The organism is Micromonospora sp. C51, assembly GCF_018070435.1.
GTDB classification, from domain to species: Bacteria; Actinomycetota; Actinomycetes; order Mycobacteriales; family Micromonosporaceae; genus Micromonospora; species Micromonospora sediminimaris.
Map to the genome: position 1 here is coordinate 30567 of NZ_JAGPXQ010000047.1, position 12889 is coordinate 43455.

Sequence of the window (12889 nt, forward strand, 5' to 3'; positions counted from 1 at the left end):
ATATGGAAGATCACCGTATGTGACCTTGAGCTCTGATCTGCCCTGACGGAGAGTGCTCACGCACGTGCCGATCCGGCACGTGTCCTCGCGGTTCTTCCGCGAACCTCCTTTTCGTCTTCACGCCTGGGTGGGAGTCGACGCGCATGCCTGGTACCGGTTTGCTGGCCCGGCGGCGGGGGCGTCCCGCCCGTACGGCGTTCATCCTGGCGCTGTCCATGACCATGACGGTCACGGCCCTGCCCGCCCCGGCCTTCGCGGTGCCGGGCCCGGGCATGAGCCGTGGCGCGATCGACCTTCCGGAGATCCCGGAGGTGGAGCAGATCGCGCCCAACGAGCAGGCCGTGACCGACCTGCTCACCGACGAGCCGGAGCCACTCGACCCGTACGAGCCGTCCGCAGTGGACGCCTGGGACGAGGACAGCGGAACGGTGGACCTGACCGGGGTCGCCGCCGGTGAGGCGTTGCCGGTCGACGACCTGCCGGTCGCCCTCGGCGTACCGGAAGGCGGTGACCCTGCCGCCCTCGCCGGCACCTGGGCGGTGGATCTGGCCGCCCCCGAGGCGTCGCACGACGTCGGGGTCGCCGGCCTGATCATGAAGATCACTCCGCCGGCCACCGCGGACCCCACGGCCGAGGTCGCCCTCAGCGTCGACTACACGCCCTTCGCCGACTTCTACGGACCACAGGCCGCCGACCGGTTCGGCGTCGTCCTGCTGCCGGACTGCGTCTTCGACGACCCGGACGGCGGCGACTGCGCCGACGGTGGCGCGGGCGTCCAGTCCACCGAACCGGCCGGTGTCACCGGCCAGGCCGTCTCCAGTGAGGTGGAGATCCTCCCGGTCGCCGGGGCGTCCGCCCGCAGCGCCGCGATCGCGGGCGTCGACGAGGGGGCCGGTGACCGCCGGATCGTCACCGGCAGCGTGCCGGTCGGGTCGCTGGTCGGGACCGACAGCGCGGTCGCCGGCCGATCCGCGTTCGGGGCCCAGTCCAGCGCGGCGGACGCCAACGTCGTCGGGGTACTCGACACCGGCGCGTCGGCTTCCGGCGACTTCACCGCCACCCCGCTGCTGTTCTCCGGATCCTGGGCGGCGGGTTCCTCCTCGGGCGCGTTCACCTACTCGTACCAGGTGCAGGTGCCCGAGACGGCCGGCGGCCTGACGCCGAAGGTGGCGCTGTCGTACTCGTCGCAGTCGGTGGACGGGCGCACCTCGGCCACCAACAACCAGGCTTCCTGGATCGGCGACGGCTGGGACTACGCAGCCGGCGCGATCACCCGCACCTACGTCAACTGCCGGCAGGACTCCAAGAAGCCCGGCTCGAACAACAGCGAGCACCGGACCGCGGACCTCTGCTGGGGGTCGAAGAACGCCACCCTCTCCCTCGGCGGGATGACCACCGAGCTGGTCCGGGACGACAGCACCGGAACCTGGACCACCGCCAACGGCGACGGGTCCAAGGTGCAGCTGCTCAAGGACACCGGCCTGGACAACGGTGACGCCGACGGTGAGTACTGGGTCGTCACCACCAGGGACGGCACCCGCTACCACTTCGGCCGGCACCGCCTGCCCGGCTGGACCACCGGCCAGCCGGTCACCAACTCGGTGCTCACCGCACCGGTCTACGGCAACCACTCCGGTGAGGACTGCTACCAGGCCGGCGACTGGGCCGATTCGGCCTGCACCCAGGCGTGGCGGTGGTCGCTGGACTACGTCGAGGACATCCACGGCAACGTGATGAGCCTGTGGTGGGCCAAGGAGGAGAACCGCTACGCGCGGAACTTCAACTTCAAGTCCCCGGTGAAGTACGACCGTGGCGGCTACCTGACCCGCATCGACTACGGGCAGCGCAGCAACAACGTCTACGGCACCGCACCGCTGGCCCGGGTCAGCTTCGACGTGGCGGAGCGCTGCTTCGCGGAGGGCTCCCAGACCTGCTCCGAGTCGAACTTCAACAGCCAGATCCCGCACGACTACCGCATCTGGTACGACACCCCGGCAGACCTGAACTGCATCTCGGGCCGGAAGTGCTGGAACGCCTCACCGTCGTTCTTCACCCGCAAGCGGCTCGACAAGATCACCACCTGGGCGCAGCGGCGCAGCGGCTCCACCAGCTTGCAGAAGGTCGACGAGTACCAGCTCACCCAGTCCTTCCCGACCCTGCTGACCGGCCCCAACACCGCCCTGTGGCTGGAGTCGATCCAGCGGACCGGGTACGGCGTCGACGGCGACAAGGTCGCGCTCAACCCGGTGCGCTTCGCCCACAACCCGGAGGACATGCCCAACCGGGTGCGCAACGACAACCGGCCCAGCTTCTCCCGGCTGCGCGTCGCGCGGGTGATCAACGAGTACGGCGGCGAGACGGTCGTCACCTACAAGGAACCCACCGGCTCCTGCGCCACCGGCTCCGGCCTGCCCGGCAAGGACGACACCGCCGAGCTGAAGGCCAACACCCGGCTCTGCTTCCCCAACTTCTGGCACCCGGATCCGGCCAAGGACGACGTCATCGACTGGTTCCACAAGTACGTGGTGGAGTCCGTCGAGGAACTGCCCGCCATCGACGGCGCCGCCTCCTCCACCCTCACCACGTACGCGTACGACAACGCCGGCTGGCGTCTCGCCGAGCCGGAGTTCAGCAAGAAGTCCCGCCGCACCTACTCCCAGTTCGCCGGCTTCGAGCAGGTCACCGTGCTCACCGGGCCACCCATCGCGGAACTGGGCAGCGAGCAGACCAAGTCGGTCACCCGCTACTTCCGGGGTATGGGCGACAGCGTGTCCGTGAAGGACAACGTGGGCACCGGCGAGGAGATCGCCAAGGACCGGGAGCCGTTCGCCGGCCGGGTCGCCGAGGAGTTGACGTACGCCAAGGCCAGCGACCCGGACGCCAACTGGCTCACCCGTAGCGTCACCTACCCCACGGCTACCGAACTCGCCTCCCGCGACCGGGACGACGGGCTCGACCCGTTGAAGGCGTGGCGGGTCACCGACACGCGGCAGAAGGCGGTGTCCCGGTCCTCCGGCACCGGCGACGACACCCGCACGCTGCGCACGGTCGAGACCAAGACCACCTACGAGAGCACCCACGGCCTGCCGGAACGGATCGAGTCACTCGGTGACACCGGCAAATCCGGTGACGAGTCCTGCACGTTCGTCGAGTACACGCACCGCACCGACAAGAACCTCATCGGCCTCACCAGGCAGATCCGCAGCAGCCCGACGACCTGTGCGGCCGCCGACTTCGACGACCTGACGACGCTCTCCTCCGCCGGCCGGGTCGGCTACGACGGCGCCGCCTACGGTGCCGCCCTGCCGAGCACCACCCGGGGCCTGGCCACCCAGACCTGGTCGCTGAAGGCGGACGGCTCCGGCTTCCAGAACGACGGCACCACCACCTTCGACGCCATCGGCCGGGTGCTGACCCGCACCGACCCGGACAACAAGGTCTCCCGGATCACCTACACCCCGGCCAGCGGCCAGGCGTACGCGGTGAGCGAAGAGAACTCCCTCGGGCACAAGCAGACCCGCGAACTGGATCCGGGCCGCGCGGTCACCCTCAAGACCACCGACCCGAACAACCAGGTCAGCCACGCGGAGTACGACGCGCTCGGCCGCCTCGTCGAGGCGTGGGGCGCGGGGCGTACCCCGTCGCCGGCGCTGGTGCCCGACTTCCGTGCCGAGTACGCCCTCCCGGCGATCGTGCCCGACCCGGAGAACCCCGGCGAGAGCATCCGCAAGCCGCCGTACGTCACCACCTTCGCTCGGGGCCACGAGGACCGGATCCAGACCTCGGTCACCATCTACGACGGGCTCGGCCGGGAACGGCAGTCCCAGGTGGAGGCGACCGGTGGCGGGCGGCTGATCACCGACACGCTCTACAACTCGGCCGGCGAGGTCTGGCAGACCAACAACGCCTACTTCGCCGAGGGCTCGCCGATCGGTCGGCTCTTCACGCCCGAGTCGGACACGGTGGTGCCCAACGCCACCCGCTACACCTACGACGGGCTCGGCCGGGTGGTCGAGGAACTGCCACTGCTCAACGGCACGGAGTACCCGAGCCGCGCCACCCGGTACAGCTACGGCCTCGACCACTCCACAGTCATCAACCCGGCGGGCGCGGCCTCGTACCGGCTCCACACCGACGGTCTCGGCCGCACCACGCGGGTCGACACCTTCCGCGACGCCGCTCGCACCGACTTCACCTCCATGCGCTACGAGTACGACGCGCGGGGGCAGCTCGCCGAGGCCACCCACTCGGCCAACCCGGTCCCGTGGACCTGGACGTACGACCAGCGCGGCCGGCTGACCCGGACCACCGACCCGGACACCGGCGCCACCACCATGACGTACGACCACCGGGACCGGCCGCTGACCAGCACCAACGCCCGTGGCATCACGGTCTGGAACGGGTACGACGAACTGTCCCGCCCCACCCAGCAGCGGCTCGGTGGCAGCGGCGGTGAACTGCTGGCCGAGTACACCTACGACACGGTGGCCGGCGGTAAGGGTCTGCCGGCGACGTCGACCCGGTACACCGACGGCCTGCCGTACACCCAGTCGGTCGGCGGCTACACCGAGGACTACCAGCCGACCTCGACCACGTTGACGCTCCCCGAGTCGATCGCCACCACCTGGGGTCTGAACCGGGAGTACCGCTACGACTACACGTACACCGACACCGGTCTGACCGAGTCGGCGACGCTGCCGGCGGTCGGCTCGCTGCCCAGCGAGAAGCTGCTGGTCCGCTACACCAAGGACGGCCTGCCGCTGTCGGTCTCCGGCAAGGACTGGTACGGCTCGGAAACGGTCTACTCGCCGTACGGGCAGGTGCTGCGCTCCACCCTGGGCGCACACCCGTACCGGGTGTGGACCATGGCCTCGTACGACGACGCCAGCGGCGCCCTCACCCGACAGCAGGTGTTCCGCGAGGTCACCGGCAACCACCTCGTCTCGAACCGTTCCTACGGCTACGACGACGCCGGCAACGTCACCTCGATCCGCGAACACGCCACCACCATCGCCGAGCGGCAGTGCTTCACCTACGACCCGCTCGGCCAGCTTCGCAACGCCTGGACCTCCCAGGACCAGGCGTCGTGCAGCGCCGGTCCGGGCACCGCGACGGCACCGAACGCGGCGGCGGGGGTCGACGGCACCGGCTACTGGCAGGAGTACGAATACGACCTGCTCGGCAACCGGACCAAGCTGGTCGAGCGGGACCTGACCGGCCGCACCTCCACCGGCCCGATCGAGACCACCTACGGGTACGGCTACGGCACCGAGGAGGGCGACCAGCCGCGCACCCTCGACGCCGTCACCAAGACCTACACCACGCCGCAGGGCGCGGCCATCGTCTCCGAGGCGAAGCGGCTGTACGAGCTGACCGGCGAGACGAAGTCGGTCACCTCCACCCGCAACGGGGACCAGCAGGAGCTGTCCTGGACGTACGACGGCCAGGTCGAGCGGATCACCGGCTCCGGCACCAAGGGCCGCACCGCGTACATGGGTCTGGCGAGCAAGTGCATAGACCTGAGTTCCAGCCTGGCCGAGCCGAACCGACCCATCCAGCTGTACACGTGCAACGCGACCATCGCGCAGAAGTGGGCCTTCGTCCCGGCGCCGGAGCAGACCAACGCCAACCTGGGCGCCCTGTCGATTTTCGACTCCTGGTGCGCCCAGCCGGCCGGCACCACCGCCGGGTCGGCGTTGCGCCTGCAACGGTGTGACGGCACGGCGGCGCAGCAACTGGAGCGGCTGTCGACGGGGCAGTTGAAGCATTCCGCCTCCGGCCTGTGCCTGGCGGTGCAGGACGCCGCCATCGCCGACTCAACGCCGATCGTGCTCGCGGCCTGCGCCGGTGGTGCTCCCGAGCAGTTGTGGGAGGCACAGGACGAGACGCGGCACATCTACGGGCCGGGCGGCACCCGCCTGCTGAAGATCCAGGGGCAGCAGGCCACCCTCGACCTCGGCGACGCCCAGGTCTCGGTGCAGAGCGGCGGGATGCTGCTCAACACCCAGCGTAGCTACGCCACGCCGGGCGGGATGGTGACGCGGTACGCCTACGGCACCAGCACCGGATCCAACCTGGTGGCCGTTGCCAGCGACCACCAGGGCAGCCCGTCCGCCGAGGTGGCCCTCGCCAACGGTATGCAGATCCGGATCCGTAAGCAGGATCCGTTCGGCAACCAGCGGATCGCCGACACACCGGCCAATCTCCAGACCAACCGGGGCTTCCTCGGCGCGGTCCGCGACGACACGTCGGGCTTCGTACCGTTGGGTGCCCGGCTGTACGACCCGGAGGTGGGTCGGTTCCTCTCCGCGGACCCGGTGCTGGACCTGAGCGACCCGGTGCAGAACAACGGCTTCACGTACGCCCACAACAACCCGGTCACCCACTCCGACCCGTCGGGCCTGTCGGTGGCGTTGACCGCGTCGGAGACGGCGGCGGCGCTGGCTGGTGCAGGCTTGTCGTCGGCGATGATCGCTCAGGCGCAGGCCAACATGGGCCGCTCGCTGATCTCGGTCATCCTGGATTCGGCGTGGTACATCCTCAAGGAGTTCATTGGCATCAACGACGCCCTGAACTGCTTCGGCGGTGACATGTGGGCGTGCGGCAGCCTCATCCTCAACGCCATCCCCTGGACAAAGGTCGCCAAGATCCCGGCGGTGATCCGGGCGGTCAACCGTACGATCAACGCGATCCAGGCATGGCAGGCCGCGAAACGGGCCGCCGAGGCGGTGCTGGCAGCGGCACGAGCTGCCGAGGCCGCCGCGTTGCAGGCGAAGAAGCTCGCCATCGAACGGGCCAAGAAGGCTGCCCAGGCGGCGAAGAAGAAGGCCGCCGACAAGGTCAACTCGACAAGCAACAAGGCGACCCAGTCGGCGAAGAAGACGGGTAACGGCCCGCAGAAGGAAGCCCAGGCCAAGTCCAACCCGAAGGGCTCGTCGGCAGCCTCCGGCGGCGCCGGCGGCAAGGGCGGTAGCGGTGGCGGTGGCAAGGGCGACTCGAAGCCGGGCGGCTCCTCGGGTGCCTCCAACCGCAGCAACGGCGGCTCCAGCGGCAGTGATGCGGGTTCGTCGGGTGGTGAATCCTGCCCCATCCGCAACAGCTTCGTGCCGGGCACGAGGGTGCTCATGGCCGACGGCTCAACCAAGGCGATCGAGGACGTCAAGCCCGGCGACAGGGTGGTGGTCACCGATCCGGAGACCGGTCGTACCGAGGTGGACACGGTCACCGCCGCGATCACCGGCGACGGTGTCAAGGACCTGGTGAAGGTCGTCATCGACACCGACGGCGACCAAGGCAGCGAAAATGCCGAGGTCACCGCCACCGACGGCCACCCGTTCTGGGTGCCCGAGCTGGGCGAGTGGATCGACGCCACCGACCTCCAGCCTGGACAATGGCTCCGAACCAGCGCCGGCACCTACGTCCAGATCACCGCCATTGACCGCTGGAGCGTCCCCCGCGCCATCGTCCACAACCTAACCGTCGCCAACACCCACACGTACTATGTGGTAGCCGGTGGCACACCGGTTCTGGTCCACAACTGCGGCGGTCGCGCGGAGGTATACCTGGATCCGCATGAAGGTCCTACGGGGCATGCATCAATCCGTATTCTCGGAGAGGTTGACGGGGAGTCATTCGACCTGCACACCGAGCTGGTTGGATTTAACCATGCCACTGTTCAGAACTTCTCTGGTTCGGTGCACCCGGGAACGAGGATTCTGGATCTTTCACTTCCTGATCCAGAGATCGCAAGGGACTTCGTGCGCCGTCGAACTGCTCAGGGAGATGCCGGTCGTTACAACATGGCGACAAATAACTGTGTTACGTATGTAGCATGTGCGCTACGCGCGGGTGGCCATTACGACGCGCCGAACACGGCGGATGAGGCGATGACCTGGCTATGGAACAAGGTGGGCGGCGAATTCCGTGTGGTTGGGGGCTGATTTTGATGGGCTGGGTTGGGCTGAAGGAGCTTCATGGTGAGCGAGGCTTGGGAGAAGTTCTATGGACCGGACTTTCCGCCGGTGCGGTCCCCGCCGTCAGAGCTTAAGGTGCCAGACAGCGCCCCGGTGTCCAACCTGGCAATGCTGATGCTTCCTGCGCCAACCATCGGCAACGACGTTGTTGAAGTTTTGGGGCTTTATCTCGCGGCCGATGCGCGAATGAACGTCTGGTATGCGAGGGGTGCCGGGAAAAGTAAACCGACCGGCCGGGAATTGGCCGAGATTCGGTCGTTTAGCATGGAGATTCTTTGGCGCGTTTATGAGGCATGGAAAAGACTTGAGGATGTCGCCCGCATGGACGATCGGGAAGATTTCGACGAGTCGTATCGGGCTCTTCTTGGCACACTCCGGCAGGCGGTATCGGAAGTCTGTAGCCGCATGGGTGAGTCTTTAGCGGACTTAGGAAGCCCGTGGCGAATCGATTAACGCCTTTGCCTGGCTGTTGTAGGTGAGGACGATAGCCGCAGGAGATTCGGAAGCGGCTCGACGTGGCCACCCCCGCCCTTGGCAGCCGCACCGCCGGTCCGGTTCGCCAGGGTACGGATGCGGGTTTGAGGCTCGGGCGAGGCTGGAGTGTTATCCGCAGGGTCGACCGTGAAGGCGCAACTGCTTGCAGCATCACGGGGGCAGCATGGACGGGTCACGGCAGCACGGACCAGGCGTAGGCCGCTCGGGCGGCGGGGCGATCGACAGCTTCCTGACCTGGCTGGTTCATCCGGTGACGGTGGCGGCCACCGCGCTGCTGATCCTCAACGACCACGTGCTCAAGGCGGCCTATCCCGGCTGGTTGACGGGAAAGCTCAGCGACGCCGCCGGGCTGGTGATGGCACCACCGTTGCTGGCCGTCGTACTGGTGCTGCTGCTGGCCGGGTGCGGTCGACTGCCAGTGTTGCGGCGTACGGGCAGGGTTGCTCGGCCTGGTCCTGGTCCTGGGCCGGGCGTCGCGCCGGCCGACCTGCTGGCGGCCGTCTCGATTTTCATCGTTGGGGTGGGATTCACGGCGGTGAAGGCCACTCCGGAGGGGGCGGCCACGGCGTCCGCGGTGTGGAGCGTGGTGAACGGACCGTCGGTGATCCTGGCCGACGGCACGGACCTGCTGACGCTGCCGGCGCTGGGCCTGGCCTGGTGGACGTGGCGCTCGGCGGCGGCCCGCCCGACCCTGGCGCGCTGGCTGCGGATGGTGTCGGTGCTGGTGGTGTTGCCGGTCGCCGGGCTGGGCGTCGCGGCCACCTCCGCTCCCCAGTACGACGACGCTGTCGCCTTGTACGAGTGGCAGGGCGTCGCTGTGGTCGGCATCGGCAACGCCTATCACGACTCCCGGGAGCCCTACACGTGGTGGATCGGCGCGGACGACGGACCGACGTTCTCGGAGCTGCCGGAGGGCGGCTACGAGCTGTTCTCGAAGCAGCCGCCGCCAGTCGCGTCGGGAGAGGACTGTTCGGCGCGGGATCCGGGGCACTGTTTCCGGATCGTGCCGCGCCGCCTGGCGGTGCAGGAAAGCCGGGACGGTGGGGCCAGCTGGCGCGTCGCCTGGCAGGTCGACGAGGACGCCCGGCAGCGCCTGGCGACGGCGATACCTGGTTTGCGTGATGCTGATGAGTACCTGTCGTCTCGCGCGTTGCTGGTGCGGGATCAGCCGGACGGTGGAGTGGCCGTGCTGGTGGCAAACGGTCGGGACGGCGTTGCCCGCCGCGACACCGCGGGCCGCTGGGAGCGCATCGGGTTCGGCACAGTTGCCGGTGACGGCTTCCGGCACGAGCAACCCGCGACACCGATCCCGGGTGTCGCCGAGGCGACCGTCACCGTCGGCTTGCGGGTCGCCGTACCGCTGTCGGTCGCGGTGGGAAGCCTGGTGGTGCTTGCCGGCTGCGCCACGTTGCTGGCGCGGCGGTACGGCTGGTTCGTGATTCCACTTGCCGCCGTTGGCGGCGCGCTCGGTCTCCTGGCGCTCGCGCTGTACGTCCCCTACGCGTTGCGTGGCGCGACCTCGGACGACGCAGTGGGATCGGTCCTCGTGGTGGCGCTGATCGTAGGGATGACGGCGGTGCCGGCGGGCTTTGCCGTGCTCTTCGGCAACGTCACGGAGCCGTTGCCGGCCCTGACCGGCCGGATCTGTGTCGCGGGCATCCTCGCCGGGGCGATGGTGCCACTGCCGTTGCTGCTACGTCTGCTTACCGGTTGGCCTCCGCAACGTGCGGCGGTGGTCGTCGTGCCGATCGTCGCGGTGGTCGTGATGGTTGTCGGCATGCCGTGGGCCATCCGCTACGCCATACGCCGGGTGCCGACACGAGGGTCCTCATCGGCAGGCACACCGCCGTGGACGCCACCCGACCCACCGTGGCCGGAGACTGCTGACGCGCCGCGAACCGCCTGATCGGGTGCTCGACGGCTCATTGCCGCGCAGGTGCCCGGGTGTGCGTCGGGGCGGCGGCAGCGCCCGGGGCCGTCGAGTGGGGTGTCGCACCAGACTCGGGTACGCCGGCTTTGGTGGTCTTCTTCGCTGAGGGTGGTTTCGCCGAAGTCGATGACCGTCAGGTGGCCGAGGGAGTCGCGGAGGGCCACGGCGAGCGCGGTCGCCTCGTCGAAACTGGTCAGGGTGGTGGGTAGGTGGATCACCCAGCGGGGTGCGTTCATCGAGACCCGCGACTGCGGTGGCGGTGGGCGGCCTGACGGGACTGCCACTGGCGCAGCGCCTGGCGGATGCGTTCGGCTTCGGTGTTGGCGGTGGTCAGCTCGCGGTGCAGGCGTTCCAGCTCGTCGGCGAGCCGGTTGAGGTAGGCGTACACCTGGTCCGGGTCGAGGCCGCGCCAACGGGTGTCGAAGGTGGCGACGCGGACGTGCTGGGGAAGTGGGCGCTCCCCGGACAGGTAGATCATGGGCGGGCGGCTTCCTGCTCGGCGAGCATCGTCTGGATTTCCTGATCGGTGAGGCCGCGCATGGTGAGGATGCGGCGGCCCCACCGGTGCAGGCGGCAGGGATGGGGTGCCCGGTCGTTGCGGCAGCGTTGGCCGTCGGGCCATTGCTGTGCGGCGTGCACGCTTATCGCCCGGAGCGCGAATGTGACATCTTCGGCGGTGATGTAGGGAGGCAGCGGAATCTCGCCGAGGGCTTCGTCGATCGAATCCATGATCCTCCTCTGTGGAATGGTCGCGGGGCCGGAGCGGACGCCGGGATGAGGTTCGTGGGAAGCGTCCGCTCCGGCCGTGACCTGCCAGGGGGATTGGCTGGTCATCCACGATGGTCATTTCACTACTGGCCTGGCGCAATCTTTTGCGCGAGAATGCGAATCAAGGGATGAGGTGCCTTACGCGACAACAGCAGAGGAGATGACGTGGACGACCCGGGAAGCACCGTCCCGCGTAGGCAACTCGGCAGGTATTTGAGAGAACTTCGCGAAAACGCGCACGTAACTGTGGTCGCGGCTGCGAAGGAACTGGAATGGTCGACGCCGCGAATCTGGCGGTACGAAACCGGCCAGGTCCCCATGCACCCGAACGACGTGGAGGCCATGTGCCGGGTGTACGGCGCGACCCCCGAAACCATCCAGACCATGCGGTCGCTGGCCCGGGAGACCAAGGCGCACGGCTGGTGGCACAGCTACGGCGAGGCGATCGAGGACTGGTTCAAGCTGTACGTCGGCCTGGAGGCCGCCGCCACAAAGATCCGAAAGTACGAGGCCGACCTGGTACCCGGCCTGTTGCAGACGGTCGAGTACATGACCGAGGTCATCGCGACGAACCATCCGGATCTGTCCCGGGCGGAACAGCAGCTCAAGGTAGATGTTCGACTGCGCAGACAACGTCTGCTGGCTCGGGCGGTGCCCCGCGCGCCCTACTACGACGTGATTCTCAGCGAGGCGGTGCTACGTCGGCCGCTGCGTGACCGGCTCGCGATGGCCCGGCAACTCGACGCGCTGGTGGTGGCGGGTCGACAGCACAACATCAAGATCCGGGTGCTTCCGTTGGCCGCCGGGCTGTTCCGCTCGGCCGACACGGGCACCTTCACCATGCTCGATTTTCCCACCGACGTGCGGGAACCGGAGCCGACCACGATCTACATGGACGGTCCGTGCGGCGCGGTCTACCTTGACAAGCCGCACGAGATCCGGACCTACGAGGAAGTTTGGCGCTCGCTCGGCGAGCGGGCGCTCGATGTCGATGACTCCCGTGAGCTGGTCACGGCGATCGCGAAGGAGATGACCCATGAGACGTGACGGAGTGTGGCGCACGTCGTCCCGGTCCGGCAGCGGCGAATGCGTCGAGGTGGCGGGTTTCGCTGAAGCGGTCGGCGTACGCGACAGCAGGGACCGGCAGGGCGCGGAGCTGAGCTTCGCCGCGACGAGCTGGACCCGGTTCGTCGCCGCCACCCGCGCGGGCCGGTTCGCCCCCCACGCCTGAACCTGGCATGACCCGCCCGGTGCCGACCGAACCCGGTCGGCACCGGGCCACGTCTTCGCAGTGCCGGGCCGGTCAAAGCACGATCAGGAAACCGGTTCGGTGGAGCTGTTGGACCTACGGCACGGCCTTTGTCATTTCACCGCACCAAGCCGTCGCGCTGCTCAAGGTCGCTCACCCTTAGCGTCGCTCCTGGTCGTCCGCACGCCATCCACCTGCTGCTGGCGCTGCTCACCATCGCGGCGGTTCCCAGCCAGGCAATAGCCGAGGACCACGCGGCGCGTAGTTCGCGCTCACCGGCCTCGACGGCCTGTCCGCCGCCCGCTCGACGTATCCGACGAAATCTTGGACAGTTTCCGTTCGCAATTAACTATTCAGTCCCATGACATCTGTCAGTGATGAAGTCCCGATACATGTGTCAGTTGGTAGGGATCTTGGGCGGGCTGGTACATGGTGCCTGGCATGGCTTCTCGGCGGCATGTCTTGAACCTGCTC

7 protein-coding genes are annotated in these 12889 nt (G+C 68.3%); 5 read left to right on the top strand and 2 right to left on the bottom strand.

Translation table 11 applies throughout. The features are described from left to right. Window positions 1-143 precede the first annotated feature (143 nt). The 3 genes from KBX50_RS28535 to KBX50_RS28545 all read left to right on the top strand — a co-directional run bounded on the left by KBX50_RS28535 (window position 144) and on the right by KBX50_RS28545 (window position 10374). Window positions 144-7940 carry a ricin-type beta-trefoil lectin domain protein gene (locus tag KBX50_RS28535; RefSeq protein ID WP_210940965.1) on the top strand — a complete coding sequence of 2599 codons (7797 nt, stop codon included), beginning with the start codon at window positions 144-146 and terminating at the stop codon, window positions 7938-7940. Window positions 7941-7973: 33 nt separating this feature from the next. After that, window positions 7974-8426 carry a hypothetical protein gene (locus KBX50_RS28540; protein WP_210940966.1) on the top strand — a complete coding sequence of 151 codons (453 nt, stop codon included), beginning with the start codon at window positions 7974-7976 and terminating at the stop codon, window positions 8424-8426. A 205-nt stretch (window positions 8427-8631) separates the two neighbouring features. After that, window positions 8632-10374 carry a hypothetical protein gene (locus KBX50_RS28545; protein WP_210940967.1) on the top strand — a complete coding sequence of 581 codons (1743 nt, stop codon included), beginning with the start codon at window positions 8632-8634 and terminating at the stop codon, window positions 10372-10374. Window positions 10375-10630: 256 nt separating this feature from the next. Here KBX50_RS28545 and KBX50_RS28550 read toward each other — a convergent pair whose 3' ends face one another. Further along, window positions 10631-10876 carry a DivIVA domain-containing protein gene (locus tag KBX50_RS28550; protein WP_210940968.1) on the bottom strand — a complete coding sequence of 82 codons (246 nt, stop codon included), beginning with the start codon at window positions 10874-10876 and terminating at the stop codon, window positions 10631-10633. Beyond that, window positions 10873-11127 carry a hypothetical protein gene (locus KBX50_RS28555; protein WP_210940969.1) on the bottom strand — a complete coding sequence of 85 codons (255 nt, stop codon included), beginning with the start codon at window positions 11125-11127 and terminating at the stop codon, window positions 10873-10875. The genes KBX50_RS28550 and KBX50_RS28555 overlap by 4 nt, the downstream gene beginning before the upstream one ends. 204 nt (window positions 11128-11331) lie before the next feature. On the opposite strand from KBX50_RS28555, the gene KBX50_RS28560 reads away from it, so the two are divergent. Both KBX50_RS28560 and KBX50_RS28565 read left to right on the top strand, forming a co-directional pair. Then, window positions 11332-12213, top strand: a complete 882-nt coding sequence (locus tag KBX50_RS28560) for a helix-turn-helix transcriptional regulator (RefSeq protein WP_210940970.1) — start codon at window positions 11332-11334, stop codon at window positions 12211-12213. A 4-nt stretch (window positions 12214-12217) separates the two neighbouring features. Beyond that, complete coding sequence (locus KBX50_RS28565; RefSeq protein WP_210940973.1) at window positions 12218-12397, top strand: DUF397 domain-containing protein; 180 nt, start codon at window positions 12218-12220, stop codon at window positions 12395-12397. The last annotated feature ends 492 nt before the right edge of the window (window positions 12398-12889 follow it).

Bases quoted from the DNA above. Each gene is read 5' to 3' on its own strand.
- KBX50_RS28540 (WP_210940966.1), top strand. From the start codon at position 7,974: ATGGTGAGCGAGGCTTGGGAGAAGTTCTATGGACCGGACTTTCCGCCG.
- KBX50_RS28545 (WP_210940967.1), top strand. From the start codon at position 8,632: ATGGACGGGTCACGGCAGCACGGACCAGGCGTAGGCCGCTCGGGCGGC.
- KBX50_RS28550 (WP_210940968.1), bottom strand. From the start codon at position 10,876: ATGATCTACCTGTCCGGGGAGCGCCCACTTCCCCAGCACGTCCGCGTC.
- KBX50_RS28555 (WP_210940969.1), bottom strand. From the start codon at position 11,127: ATGGATTCGATCGACGAAGCCCTCGGCGAGATTCCGCTGCCTCCCTAC.
- KBX50_RS28535 (WP_210940965.1), top strand. From the start codon at position 144: ATGCCTGGTACCGGTTTGCTGGCCCGGCGGCGGGGGCGTCCCGCCCGT.